At 48.3% G+C, this 13,364-nt stretch carries 8 protein-coding genes; 5 read left to right on the top strand and 3 right to left on the bottom strand.

The window, feature by feature from the left end; translation table 11 throughout:
- Window positions 1-47: 47 nt before the first annotated feature.
- Window positions 48-710: a zinc dependent phospholipase C family protein gene (locus HNQ56_RS08640; RefSeq protein WP_429144685.1), complete on the bottom strand. Its 663-nt coding sequence runs from the start codon at window positions 708-710 to the stop codon at window positions 48-50.
- 74 nt (window positions 711-784) lie between these two features.
- Complete coding sequence (gene pyrH, locus HNQ56_RS08635) at window positions 785-1,513, bottom strand: UMP kinase (RefSeq protein WP_429144683.1); 729 nt, start codon at window positions 1,511-1,513, stop codon at window positions 785-787.
- A 241-nt stretch (window positions 1,514-1,754) separates the two neighbouring features.
- On the opposite strand from pyrH, the gene HNQ56_RS08630 reads away from it, so the two are divergent.
- Window positions 1,755-3,089, top strand: a complete 1,335-nt coding sequence (locus HNQ56_RS08630) for an MATE family efflux transporter (protein WP_429144681.1) — start codon at window positions 1,755-1,757, stop codon at window positions 3,087-3,089.
- Window positions 3,090-3,111: 22 nt separating this feature from the next.
- Here the strand turns inward: HNQ56_RS08630 and HNQ56_RS08625 are convergent, their stop codons facing one another.
- Window positions 3,112-4,902 carry a sensor histidine kinase gene (locus HNQ56_RS08625; RefSeq protein WP_429144679.1) on the bottom strand — a complete coding sequence of 597 codons (1,791 nt, stop codon included), beginning with the start codon at window positions 4,900-4,902 and terminating at the stop codon, window positions 3,112-3,114.
- 180 nt (window positions 4,903-5,082) lie between these two features.
- Between HNQ56_RS08625 and HNQ56_RS08620 the strand changes: the two genes are divergently transcribed.
- From HNQ56_RS08620 to HNQ56_RS08605, 4 genes are all read left to right on the top strand, one after another.
- Complete coding sequence (locus tag HNQ56_RS08620) at window positions 5,083-6,648, top strand: response regulator (RefSeq protein WP_429144677.1); 1,566 nt, start codon at window positions 5,083-5,085, stop codon at window positions 6,646-6,648.
- A 307-nt stretch (window positions 6,649-6,955) separates the two neighbouring features.
- Complete coding sequence (locus HNQ56_RS08615; RefSeq protein WP_429144675.1) at window positions 6,956-8,161, top strand: glycoside hydrolase family 130 protein; 1,206 nt, start codon at window positions 6,956-6,958, stop codon at window positions 8,159-8,161.
- A 69-nt stretch (window positions 8,162-8,230) separates the two neighbouring features.
- Window positions 8,231-11,812 (top strand): carbohydrate binding domain-containing protein, encoded by a 3,582-nt coding sequence (locus tag HNQ56_RS08610; protein WP_429144673.1) that lies wholly within the window; start codon window positions 8,231-8,233, stop codon window positions 11,810-11,812.
- A gap of 148 nt (window positions 11,813-11,960) precedes the next feature.
- The gene (locus HNQ56_RS08605) at window positions 11,961-13,292 is read left to right on the top strand and encodes an ABC transporter substrate-binding protein (protein WP_429144672.1); all 1,332 of its coding nucleotides are present in this window, start codon (window positions 11,961-11,963) and stop codon (window positions 13,290-13,292) included.
- The last annotated feature ends 72 nt before the right edge of the window (window positions 13,293-13,364 follow it).

Here is a 13,364-nt window from a genome sequence, read left to right as displayed (position 1 = left end):
TCCGTTAGAATTCAACAAGCATCGTTTGAGTCAAAGACTATAAGCATTCATATATAAGACTCCTTCAGTATCCTGCCAATTGTCCCGGAACTATCATTGACGAACCGTTCCATCTCGTTCTCGCTTAAATAGATATATTCTCTTTCTAAATTCTCCCTTTTACTGCTATAAAAACTGGAAATATATTGTCTTCTGAGATCAAATGCATCTTCAGAGAAGAACTCGATATATTTATTATGGAAGTTAATTGCGTTTTTATAGATGGAGAAAGCTCTGAAATCAGGATTTTTCTTAATATAGAGAAAGTCAAGGTCATACCAGTCTTTTTTTAATGTCCAGATCCACTCTGTTCTGTCTTTGTCATACAGAGCTTTAAATTTGTCCTTGCAGGGCCGAACGATTTGATCGACCCATAATATATCCGTGAGAAGATGGGTCAGATAACCCAGATAAAAAGATTTCTGTTTCATATTGTATCGTGTTCGGTGTTCCGCAGAAAAGAACATCTCCACATATTCATGCAAGTGAATATTCTTTAGACCATCCTGGTCCGTAGTTTTAAAGTGCGAAATATCTCCGCTGGGAGTAAAGACAGACCAGTCATCATTGGGTATACCGCTGTCAGGGGCTATATTTCCGACCACAAATTCTGTGAAGGAAAGGTTATCTATTTCATCCAGCAATTGATCTGCTATTCGTAAGTGTACCATCCAGGAGGCCATTTTGATCCTTCCTCTCTTCAATTATAAATCACGTCATTTTTGATAAGTCCATCAAATTGATTTTAATAAAATACATCTGTGCATTGCTTTTTTATTACGGTGCCAATATTCTTGCCTTCAATAATATGAAATATAGCATTTTTATCTTTTCCATCATATAAATACATCGTGAGCCCAAATTCCTCGGCCAGCATAAATGCAGCTGCATCGCAGGCTTTAATTTTTTTTGAAACACAGGTGTCATAACTTAACTGTTGGTAGCGTTTAGCGTTTTTATTAAGATGGGGGTCTGAATCATATACACCGTCTATACTTTTTGCCATAAGCAGCATATCTGCTTCAATTTCTATGGATTTCTGTACTGCCGGATAGTCAGTTGACACAAAAGGGTTTCCTATTCCTCCGCCAAAAATAATCACATAATTGTCTTCTAACAGTTTTATAGCATCTTTCCTGTTATAGATATCTGTAATTCCGCCTAGCAGCATTGGCGTCATGACCTTGGAATGTACACCGACTTTACTCAGCTTATTACGAAGCATAAGTGCATTGGCTACTGTAAATAACATTCCCATTTCGTCAGCATCCGGCCTATCTATTTCCCAATTCTGGGCATCGCGTCCTCTTAGCAAATTACCGGCTCCAATAACGATAGCTATTTGATAACCTTCCTCTTTTATTTTTTTTATTTCATCGCAGATATTATCAATAACAGTTTTATCATAAATTGATTGATGATCTCCACTTAATGTTTCCCCAGAAACTTTAATCAGAATTCGCTTACCATTCATAACCTAATCCTCCGAAACTAATTTATTGGTTTAAATCATAGTTATAAGAACCTCGGCAGTTATTTCATAGCATTAGTTATTGGTCTTTAAATTATCAAATAGCGGATAAAAAAATAAAACTTCATTGCCATAATTAATATACTATATATCGATACAGGTATCAATTATAATTTTACTATTGCTTTCTGAGTGAGGTTCGCTTAAACTAGTGAACTATAACTTGTGACTAGGAGAGAGTATATTGAAGACGATTGATATGACCACCGGAAATGCGACGAAGAAAATCCTGCTGTTTTCCCTTCCTATTTTTTTAGGCAATGTTTTTCAGCAGGTTTACAGTATGTCCGACACCATTGTAGTCGGACGCTTTTTGGGAAAGGAGGCGTTGGCGGCAGTCGGCGCATCCTCCGCGCTGGTAGTTTTTATAAACGCGATATTGATTGGATTATGTATGGGAAGCGGTGTGCTGTTTGCAGAGCTATATGGTTCCAAACGCTACAAAGAGCTGTCGGCGGCCATATCAACCTCGGCGATTTTTATTTTCTCCGTAACGGTATTCATCGCGGCGCTTTCCCTGCTTTTCCTGGACCCTCTGGTCCGCCTGTTCCAGGTGCCGGAGGACGCTCTTATGCTTTCCAAAAACTATTTGAGAATTATATTATCCGGCCTTCCCTTCCTGTTCTTATACAATATGGCAGCCGCTGTTTTACGTGCCATGGGGAATTCCAAAACACCGCTGATTTTCCTCATTACAGCCTCTGTGATCAATGTGGCCTTTGATTTTATACTGGTTATCTGCATTCCCATGGGAGTAAAGGGCCCTGCCTGGTCCACCTTTGCGGCACAGGTACTTTCCGGGATGCCCTTGTGCATTTATGCGGTGAAAAAGCTGGGATTTCTTAAGCTTCGACTGAGCTTTAAAAAGGAGATGTTCAATAAGGTTGCCAAGTACTCCATCCTCACCTCCCTGCAGCAATCCATCATGAACTTTGGAATCCTGCTGGTGCAAGGGCTGGTGAATTCCTTCGGTGTTATTGCAATGGCGGCTTTCACAGCGGGGGTGCGAATTGATACCTTTGCCTATATGCCTGCCCAGGATTTTGGAAACGCATTTGCAACGTATATCGCACAGAATAAGGGGGCAGGAGAGGAAGGGCGTATTAAAAGCGGCTTTCAATCGGCCATCCTCTGTGCCACCATATTCTGTGCCGTGATATCCGCGGGAGTGTGGCTGTTCGCCCCGCAGCTGATCAGCCTCTTTGTGCCTGGGGATGCGGCGGTGATAGCGGCAGGGGGACAATACCTGCGGATTGAAGGCACCTTCTATATACTGATCGGATATTTGTTTTTACATTATGCCTTTTACCGCGGCCTTGGACATTTTAACACCTCGATAGTTCTGACGGTGGTTTCTCTCGGCATAAGGGTGGCTCTGTCCTACAGCCTGGTCTGGCTGGGCTTTGGGCTGCAAAGTATCTGGTGGAGTATTCCAATCGGCTGGGCGCTGGCAGATATTGCAGGCTTTGTCCGGTATTGGGGGCTGAAAAAGCGTAACAGCCTGCTTCCCCCGGCATGATAATGTCCAGGGGAGGTGCAGGTCAGTGGTTCTCCACCGGAAGCTTCACCATGACCTTTGTGCCGGAGCTGGGCAGGCTCTGTATCTCCAGCCCGTATTCCTCGCCGTACTTGATCTTGATTCTCTTATTCACATTTCTAAGGCCGATGCTGCTAAACAGATTATTCCGGTCGTTAATGTAATCATTCAGGTCCCGGGCTAATTCCTCGGTCATACCCTTGCCGTTATCCGTGATTTCAAAAACCAGCAGCTTCTTGTCCTGCTTGTATCCGCTGACAGTAATCAGGCCCCCGGAGCGGATATCCTTCATCCCGTGATAAATCGCATTCTCCACAATGGGCTGGAGGATCAGCTTGATAATATAAATAGAATACAGCTCGGGAGCGACGTGAATCTCAATGCCGTATACAGATTCAAAACGAATCGCCTGAAGCTGGATGTAGTTCTCCAGGTTGTCAAGCTCCTCCTTTACAGTGACCTCGGCTTTTGTCTTGTTCAGCCCGTATCGCAGGATGCTGCCCAATTTGTATGCCATCTCCGAGGTGGTGCTGTCATCGTGGATGGTAGCCATCATGCTGATGGATTCCAGGGTATTATAGATGAAATGCGGATTAATCTGGGATTGCAGCATCTGGAGCTCCAGCTCGCTCTGACGGATTTGCTCGATATAAACCTCCTGGATCAGGCTGTTGATCTTGCTCGTCATGGAGTTGAAGGATTTTGCCAGGGTGCCGATCTCGTCCTTGCTATTAACATTGATCTTAATGTTAAAATCACCGTTTTCCGCCAGCTTCATTAAGGATACCAGTTTCTTTAAAGGGCGGGCGATCTGGGAGGATACGAGGAATACCAGCAGCAGGGAAATGAGGATCAGCAGGGTGATTGCCAGCACGGTAGTGATCTGCATCCGCTCCAGGTCGTGGAACATTTCCTCATAGGGGATGAGGCTCACGATTCTCCATCCGCTGTAATTCGAGATCAGGGATGAGGTCATGTATTTCTGGCCGTTGATATAAATGGTCTTCTCCTCTTCCGGCGAATCCCGGCTGACATCGAGGAGGTCGCCGGAGGCGGTGGCAGCAATATTCTCCTCCTGAGTATCATAAATCACATAATCATCATGAAGAATAACAATGCGGTGGTTCTGGGAGGCTTTCATATTATCGCAGACCTCCCGGAGATAGTCGGTTCGCGTATTGACCACAAGGATTCCGATGACCTTGCTGCTCTCAAAGCGGACAATTCCTCTGGAAATGCCGAAGACATAGACCGGATTCTTCTCAAGGGACACGTAAGGAAGCTCATAGGTATCCAGAATAACCGGCTTTCCGAACAGCTCGATGCTTTTCTGGAACCAGGGCTCCTCCGCCGGGTTCATGATATTATAGACCGGTGTGCGGACCTTATAATCGCCGACGCCGGAGAGGTTATAGACATAGCAGGCTTCCACATTGCTCTTATATGCATGGATTTCTTCAAACATCTGTCCGTTCATCAGCTGGAAATCTCGGGATATAACACCGGTTTTATTGAAATCCTCCAGGCTTCGGAGATAGGATTTGTCATTCTGCTTATAGGTAAGGGGAATCTTCGTTATATTGGCAATATCAATCAAATAGTCGTCTATTTTGCTGAGGGCCTGATGATTCGTCTGATTGACCGAGCTATAGATGGATACGGTTTTCTCCTTGGAGAAGATCATGAAATTCATAATCGGTATGCTGAGCACGGCGATAAACAGGGAAATGATGATCAGGGACAGACGAAAGAAAATGGATTTATTATTATAAATGGACAGTAATTTTCTAATCATGGGTAAGCTTCCTCTCCGTCGAAAAGATTCCTATTTTAAACAAATGACCAAGGTTGTTGCAAAATGGAAGAACTATTTGTTACTATTGTACAAAAAAGAAGTTGTAAAGGCAAGAGGTATCCATTATAATAAATAAATAAACCTTTGGGCTGGCTCAAGATGAAATGGATGGAGGAAGTCATGAACATTTTTATTGCTGATGATGATCAGATAATCAGAAAGGGTCTGCGAAGCATTATTGAAAAAAGCGATCTGAATTGTACTGTAGTCGGTGAGGCATCCGATGGAGAATTGGCTCTCCAGGAGATGGCGGAATGCGGCAAGGTGGATTTGCTGATTACGGATATTCGGATGCCGATCATGGACGGCCTGGAGCTGATTAAGAAGATCAAGGAACAAAATCTGTTGATGAAAGTCATTGTGCTGAGCGGCTATGATGAATTCAAATATATCAGGAATGCCTTTGTTGACGGTGCAGTTGACTATCTGCTGAAGCCCATTAATAAGAAGGACCTAGTTGAGGTGGTGCGCAAGACACAGGAGGCCATCGAGCAGGACGCCGCAAGGGAGCTTAACCGGAAGGAAAGCCATCAGATTCTGGCTGCCAATACGCTGAAGCAGATTTTCCATATACCGGCCAGGGAGAAGGAGGAGGAAGAAAAGCTGCTGGGCAAAATCGGCTTGAATCTGGAGAACTCCTATTATTTCGTCATGGTATGCCGGATCGATAATTATTATAAGCAGAACATGGAACGGATGATCTATGAGGGAGCCCTGGAGGTCATATACGATCGGATGGAGGATGCCATCCGGGAGATACAGGGCCCTCATGTGCTGCAATATATCAATAACACGGAGATCGTCTATCTGGTTTATTCGGAAGAGGAGCTGGATGCCAATGCGGTCTCGGAGCACATTTATGCCAAGGTATGCGAGGTCCATATGGAGGACACCACCTACACCCTTGGGGTGGGGAATGTCTATCACGGACTTTCCGGGATTCGCAGGACTTACCAGGAGGCGCAGACGGCGGCTGACGCGCGGTTTTATCTGGGGAAGAATCACCGCATCGAATACCATGAGATCGAGAGCAAGCTGATTGACATAAATTACAACCTGGAGCCCTTGGTGGAGAAACTGACCCAATACATCGAATTGTATGATTATATCAACTGCAAGAAGCTGCTGGAGCAGACCTTCCTTGATTTATGCTACCTCACCCCCTTGAAGTTCAGGAAGTATATGAAGGATATGCTGGAGCTGCTGATTCTCCGGGTCAAGGATTTTCAGGAGGCGGTGCTGTGCTGCGCCTATGAGTATGGGTTCTTCCTGGAGAATATCAATACATACAATGAGCTGAGAACCTATATGAGCTATCTGATCAAGGATGTGATCGAATATATCAGGAGCGAGCGGGAGAAGAGAAGCAAGAACCGGATTGAGCTGGCGAAGAAATATATCTCGGAGCATTATAAAGACAACATCACGCTGAATGATCTGGCGGAATATGTGGAGCTGAACGCCTCCTATTTCAGCAATTTATTCAAGACGGAGGTGGGCACCAATTTCTCCGATTACCTGCTGGAGGTCAGAATGCGGGCCGCCAGGACGCTGCTGCGGGACCCCACCATCAAGGTATACGAGATCGGATGCATGGTGGGCTATGAGGACGCGGTTTCCTTCGGGCGGGCCTTTAAGAAGAGCGTGGGGATTTCTCCGAAGGAATATCGCAACACGGTGTATTGATTCCGGCCCAGCAGAGTGCTTGCGGCCTGATTTAATGATATTGCGTAAGGAACGGCAGCAGGATAACTATAAAATAACAGCGGGGCTGAAATTTGCTTCGTGCTAATTCAAACAGCCTGGTTGATTTGAAGGAACCGGCATGGAAGTGATGGAATAATTCATCGCTGCCATGCCGGTTTTTGTTGTTTGTTTAGCTAAAGATTTGCATATAAAACCAAAGAGGAGCAATTAATTTACAGTTCAGAACATGCTATGATATCGGAGAGGTGAGTTAAAAAATATATTTGTTATCAGGAGGAGTATCAGAATGAAGGAACCAAAGATTCGATATTCAAGCAAGCCCGTGATCGTGCCGCAGGAGGGTTGTTCCTGGGCGGACACCATGGTGCTGAATCCGGCCATTGTCCGGGAGCAGGACAGCAATACCATACATATGCTCTTCCGGGCAACCGGCCCCTGGCCCCAGAAGAACCTGAGAGGTCTGTCTGATCCCTATCCCATCTTCCTGGGATATGCTGCAAGCGAGGATAACGGGGAGACCTGGGTGGCTGATTTTAGCAGACCGGCCCTGGCCCCCGCGCTGGAGTATGACGTGGACCGGATGTATATCAAGGATATCTATGGAAATCAGGTGGTCAACTATGCCAACGGGTGCATCGAGGACCCCAGAATCTTTTTGCTGGAGGGAGAGTACTATATGACGGCGGCCTGCCGGATGTTCCCGCCGGGCCCCTACTGGGAGGGAGACAGGAGAAGGGACAATCTGCCGGATTGGGCCATGAAGGAGGACAATCCCTTCGGCTCCGCCGCATCTAAGAATGATACGACAACGGTGCTGTTTAAATTGGATCTGGAGCAGCTGAAGAAACAGAACTATGAACGGGCCTTCGCCTATGTGTGCGTGTTGACGGACGGCAATGTGACGGATAACCGGGATGTGTTCTTCTTCCCCAACAAAATGATGATTCGCGGAAAGTTACAGTATGTCATGCTGCACAGACCGGATCATCCCGATGTTTTTGAGGCGGGGAGAGGAATAAAGAAGCCCTCCATGTTTCTTGCGGCGGCCGGGGAGCTGGGGGATTTCACAAGCGATAAGGCGATTCATGAGCTGCTGGCCGTGGGCATCTTTGACTGGGAGGAGGAGAGAATCGGAGCCAGCTTTCCGCCCATCCCACTGGATAACGGGGAGTGGCTGGTATCCTATCATGGGAAAAGCCTGCCGGACTATGGGTATACCCAGTCCTTCATGATATTGAAGAAGCAGGAGAATGACTTCCCTAAAATTATTCACAGATGCTCCAGCCGTCTGATGTATGCCAAACAGGACTGGGAGCTGCCGGATAAGTTTGCCTGTCCCTGCATCTTTACCACCGGCGGGATTGTAAAGGATGATGAATTGATTATGTCCTACGGGGCGGCGGATCAGAAGGTGGGGATTGCCTGGGCCTGCTTTGACGAAATTCTTGATTATGTACGTTCCTTTGATTCTCAGGGAAATCCCCTGGACTAAAGGAGAGAAAGGAGAATGGGGGCCGGTGCTCCGGTTCTCCTTGCTTTATAAAAGGAGAGGAGTATTGCAATGAAGAGTAGGAAAGGGAGAATCACAGTTATGATCCTGCTGCTTGCCGCGCTGCTGGGGATGCTCGGCTGCAACGCGGGAACAGGACGAACGCCAGATAAGAAAGAGGCAAATACCAAAGATACGAATACGGAAAGTACAGATACGAAAGCTGAGAATGCGGAAGCCGTAGATACAGGGGTTGCAAATACAAAAGAGGATGGAGCAGCAGGATTTCTAAACAGGTATCCGGAGATCGAGCTGGATACCTCAGAAGGCAGACGGTTTGAAACCGTATTCGAGGATTACATCAAGGTAGACGGCACAAAGCTGATGGATGGGACAAAGGAGCTGAAATTCGCTTCTCTGAACTATCCCCAGGCCACCTCGGACACATCCTGGGAACAGGCCAATGCCCTAAAGACAATCCATGCCATGGGCGGCAAGGTCACCAGAACCTATACAATTCCTGTATATAACGGCAATAATGCTGGAAGGGCTTATGTAACAGGCGTGGACGGGAGCGGCAAGCTCACCTTTAACGAGGGCGCCTTAAATCAGCTGGACAGCCTTCTGGCTCTAGCCAATCAATACGGTGTCCGTGTTATTATTCCGCTGGTGGATCACTGGCACTGGGTCGGAGGTATGGACGGTTATCTCAGGCTGGCCGGGATAGGGATGGGGCATCCGTCCAGCTTTGACACGAAGGCATGGGAATTTTACACGAACCCAAAAGCAAGGGATTACTTTAAGCAGATGATAACCCATTTGATGGATCGGACGAACTCCGTATCCGGCATCAAGTATAAGGATGATCCTGCGGTCCTGTGCTGGGAGACCGGCAATGAGATCGCGGCCTATGATGAGACCGGCACGAAGTTCCCCCAGGAATGGACCACGGATATCGCGGCCCATCTGAAAAGCACGGGAATCCGCCAGCTGGTGCTTGACGGCAAGATGGATGCAACCGCAGAATCCTTAAAGGACCCCAATGTGGATATTTTGGGAAGCCATTATTATACCGGACATTTCCCCACCAAGACGAAGAATGACACCTGGCTGTCCTTCAATAACGGCCAGGGCGGCGCGAAGCAGATACTGGGCAGTGACGGCCAGCCCCTGCCGGGAAAGCCCTTTATCCTGGGAGAGTTTGGCGCCTACACAAGGGTGGAGCAGGTAAATGAGGTCTTTGATGCCGGGCTTGAGGCCGGCGCCAACGGAATGATGATGTGGAGCCTGAGGGCTCATAAGGACGGCTACGGGTACTATTTCCACCCGGAAAATCCGGGGAACTGGGCCGCTTACCACTGGCCGGGCTTCCCGTCAGGGGATTATTATGATGAAACCAGAATTGTAAGAAGCATCTTTGCCTATGCCAGCCTGCTGAACGGGGCCGCGGATACGATAGAAGAGGCCAGGGCTCTTCCCATTCCTCCCCCGGAGACCGGGGAGGCACCGCTCCTATATGAGATCAAGACAGTCGGCGACATCCAGTGGCGGGGTGTGGTCGGCGGAGCCTGGTATGAGATAGAGAGAGCCGAAGGACAGAACCCCGGGGAGGGCGATTGGCAGACCATTGCCGATGAGAGGGATTATGTATACGATTCGGGACGAAATTGGGAGGAGAAAGCAAAGCCCTGTATTGCCGGTTACCATGATGAGACGGCGGTCACAGGCAGCGCATACTCCTATCGTCTGAGGGCCTGCAACGAATCCGGCGCGGGAGCCTGGTCCAATGTGGTCACGGTGGCTTCTGCGGAGCATATTGTGGCGGACCCCCTGGATATGATCGCGGTATCAGGCCAAGATCCGAATCCCACAGAAATCCGGAATGTCTACAGCTATGATCATTCGGAAAATGTAACAACCTTTGACGGTGCGCTTTGGAACGCTTCCGACACAGAGGGCTACATTGCCTATAACGCGAAGATTCCTATGACCGCCATTGAAATCAGGACAAAGAACATCCCGGATAAACAGCCAAGGGTCCTGGTGTCAAAGGATGATATAACCTATGCCGAGGTCCCGGTGACCGGTTCTGCTTCCGTCTATGGAGCGGATGCGCTGCCTGCGGGCACCTATTTTGCAAGAGTATATATTTGGGGGAATAACGCCTGCGTCCTGGAAGAGGTCAAAACGGTATATACCTATACGGGAAATCAGGAGGAGGTCTATCTCGCCCAGATATTAGACAAGAATATACTGCTTCAGGATGAGGACTTCAATCCGTCAAAGCCGTTATATGCCCATAAGTCTCCGAACCTGGAGAGAATCACCGACGGCGGTATTGAGGGGCTGGCGGCCGCTGACGGCGGGGAAGGCGTGCTGATCTATAAAACCGCAGCGGATATGACCTCCTACCGTGTAATAGCCTATATGAAAAAGGGAGCAGAGCTTAAGGTGGAGGTATCTGCGGACGGCGTTATCTATGAGAAGGTTTCCGCATCCGGGGAAGGAAAAGCGGAGGGCGCATATTCGAAGTATGTTTTTGCCGATACAGAGCCATCCTCATCCGCCCGCTATCTCAGAGTGACTTATCCGGCAGGCAAGGGCGGCGCCATAGTGAAATCGGTGGAGGTGGGCTCCGGTTCCAAGAGGATTCCCATGCAGGATAAGGCTCCGGTGAATGTCCTGGAGGACGGCGAATTCTACTTTGGCAGCGATGCAAGGCTGAATGCGGCATACACCGGGAAGGCGTCTGAGGCGGCGAAACCTCTGCCGGATCTGGACTTCACAGAATATGATGTGTTATTTGCCTGGGTGAAGGGGGATAAATCGGGCAATACCCTGACCCTTTCCCTGACGGATAAAAATAATGTGGTTTGGAGCGGAGAAAAGAAGCTGACAGAGGACACGGGCGAGATGGTGAAATTTGATTTCAAGGATCTGACCGCCTCTGTGCCCGGCGCGGTGAGGGACTTCTCTGCGGTGAAGGGCTTCGGAATGGGAATTAGGGGGGCTTCCGGGGTTTCCCTGGTATTGGATCAAAGGAATTACTACACCGGCAACTATGGAGTAGGCCTAAGCTATAAGAAGGGGACAGACTCTGTGATATATCTGGATAACATTTACGTGGGAAGCCTGACCAAGGTGGATGATTATGAGGGCTATAACGGAGCGGATTCCCTATTGGAGGAAAATTATACGAGAAATGGCGGCGGCGGGATGTTGAAGCTGAGCCTTGACCCTGACATGAAATCCGAGGGGGCCTATGGGCTAAAGCTGGAGTACGATTATCAGAACAAAGGCTATGCAGGCGCGACGAAGAAGATGGATTACCTGAATCTGAAGGATTATGACGGCTTCAGGGTCTGGTATACCGGAGACGGCTCCGGCAATTCCCTGACCTTCCAGGTCAAGACTTCGGACGATGTGTACTGGGAGTACATCGGCTATCTGGAGGGAACACAGGCCGTTGAGCTTGACATACCCTTTGATGAGTTTGCGGCGCCGAGCTGGGCCCCCAGAGAGGGAACCTTGGATAAAAATCTGAATATTATCGAATTTTCCATTTACACCAATAAGGTGGGAATCGGACCCGAGACAGGAACTATATACTTTGACGATATCAGGGGGGTGAACTTCATAAAGGAACGGGAATAAAGGAAGCCCTCTGCTACACCTGGGCAAATAAAAAAATGTTGAGAAATACAAAACACAGTGGTTTCAAATCCTTCAAAAATCGGCTATGATAGTAACAGAAGTTGCAGCTTGTACTACCGTTCCAGAAAAAATAAGAGGAGATGTGAGTATGAAAAAAATTACAGCATGTTTTTTGGTTCTGGCTCTTGTTCTGACTTCCTTCGCTGCCTGCAGTAAGAAGCCGGAAGCGCAGAAAACGGAGCCGACCAAGGCTGCGGGAAAGGGCGGTTCCACAGAGGGACCGAAGGATACCGCCGCCCCGGAGGGAGAGGAGGAGGCTCTATCCGGCAGGATTGTGATTGCCACCAATATGACCAATGTAGTTGACACCACCTTGAAGGATTTAGCGCAGGGCTTCATGGATGCGCATCCCGGGACAGAGATTGTATACGAGGCGATCAAGGATTATGAAACAGTGGTTGCCACCCGTATTTCCGGAGGGGAGGCTCCCGATCTCTTTATGTCCATTAACGGCATGACCCTGGATACCCTGGCGGATTATTTCCTTCCCCTGGATGACCTGGGCATTCATTGGGATGACATCCTGTTCTCAAGAAATAATACCGGCAGCGACGGTAAGATTTATGCCATTTCCGACAGCGTAGGCTATACGGGGATCGTATATAACAAAGCGGCCTTCCGGGCGGCAGGCATTGCAAGCGTTCCCAGGACCATGGAGGAGTTCTGGACCGCCTGCGGGAAGCTGAAGGCAGCAGGAATCATTCCCATGGTTACCGCGTTCAAGGATATCTGGCCTATCTATCCCTGGTGTGACTGGAATATCGCCCAGCTGTCACTCAACGGCGATTCCAGAGGAAAGAACCTCTATGTGGAAAGGGATGAAATCTATGATGAGACCGTACTGTATTTCATGAATATTCTCCGTGAGATGAACAAGAGGGGTTATCTCGAGGCGGATATCATGTCTGCAAACTGGGATCAGCTGAAATTGGATATGGCTCAGGCCAAGGCAGGTATGTTTTATATAGAGACCTGGTTCCCCCAGCAGGTGGTTGACGCCGGGGCGAAGCTGGAGGATGTGGGCATGTTCCCCTTCCCGGAGGCAAAGTATGTATATTCCACCTCCGGCAAATCCTACGGTGTGTCCAAGGATTGCGAGAATCCGGAGCTGGCGAAGGCTTATTTAAAATATATGGTCGAGGGCGGGAAGCACGCCACCGCCATTTCCACAATCCCTGCGGATACCACGGCGCAGATTGAAAATGTATTTGCAGCGGAGCTGATGTCCTATGGCGTACCCGCGGGAGAGAGCGATATGACGGTAACTGCCTTCTGGGACATCAAAAACCAGATTGAGCTGGATGACCAGAGCTTTTTGCTGTCCTATGTATTGGAGACGGACGATGCAAAGGCCGGGGCGCTCTGTGATGAATGGAATGTGAAATGGGCCCAGGCCCGCAAGGAAATTGTAAAGAAATAACGAAATCAGTATAAAGCATTTTCTGCTGCATTTTATCCGAAAGCTAAAGTGCAGCAGAAAATCTATCAGGGA

It is taken from the genome of Anaerotaenia torta (assembly GCF_050433395.1).
In the GTDB taxonomy this organism is placed as follows: domain Bacteria; phylum Bacillota; class Clostridia; order Lachnospirales; family Lachnospiraceae; genus Mobilitalea; species Mobilitalea torta.
This window is presented reverse-complemented; position numbering and strand designations above follow the sequence as displayed.

Coding starts and splice junctions, on each gene's coding strand:
- HNQ56_RS08620 (WP_429144677.1), top strand. CDS start 5,083: ATGAACATTTTTATTGCTGATGATGATCAGATAATCAGAAAGGGTCTG.
- pyrH (WP_429144683.1), bottom strand. CDS start 1,513: ATGAATGGTAAGCGAATTCTGATTAAAGTTTCTGGGGAAACATTAAGT.
- HNQ56_RS08605 (WP_429144672.1), top strand. CDS start 11,961: ATGAAAAAAATTACAGCATGTTTTTTGGTTCTGGCTCTTGTTCTGACT.
- HNQ56_RS08640 (WP_429144685.1), bottom strand. CDS start 710: ATGGTACACTTACGAATAGCAGATCAATTGCTGGATGAAATAGATAAC.
- HNQ56_RS08610 (WP_429144673.1), top strand. CDS start 8,231: ATGAAGAGTAGGAAAGGGAGAATCACAGTTATGATCCTGCTGCTTGCC.
- HNQ56_RS08615 (WP_429144675.1), top strand. CDS start 6,956: ATGAAGGAACCAAAGATTCGATATTCAAGCAAGCCCGTGATCGTGCCG.
- HNQ56_RS08625 (WP_429144679.1), bottom strand. CDS start 4,902: ATGATTAGAAAATTACTGTCCATTTATAATAATAAATCCATTTTCTTT.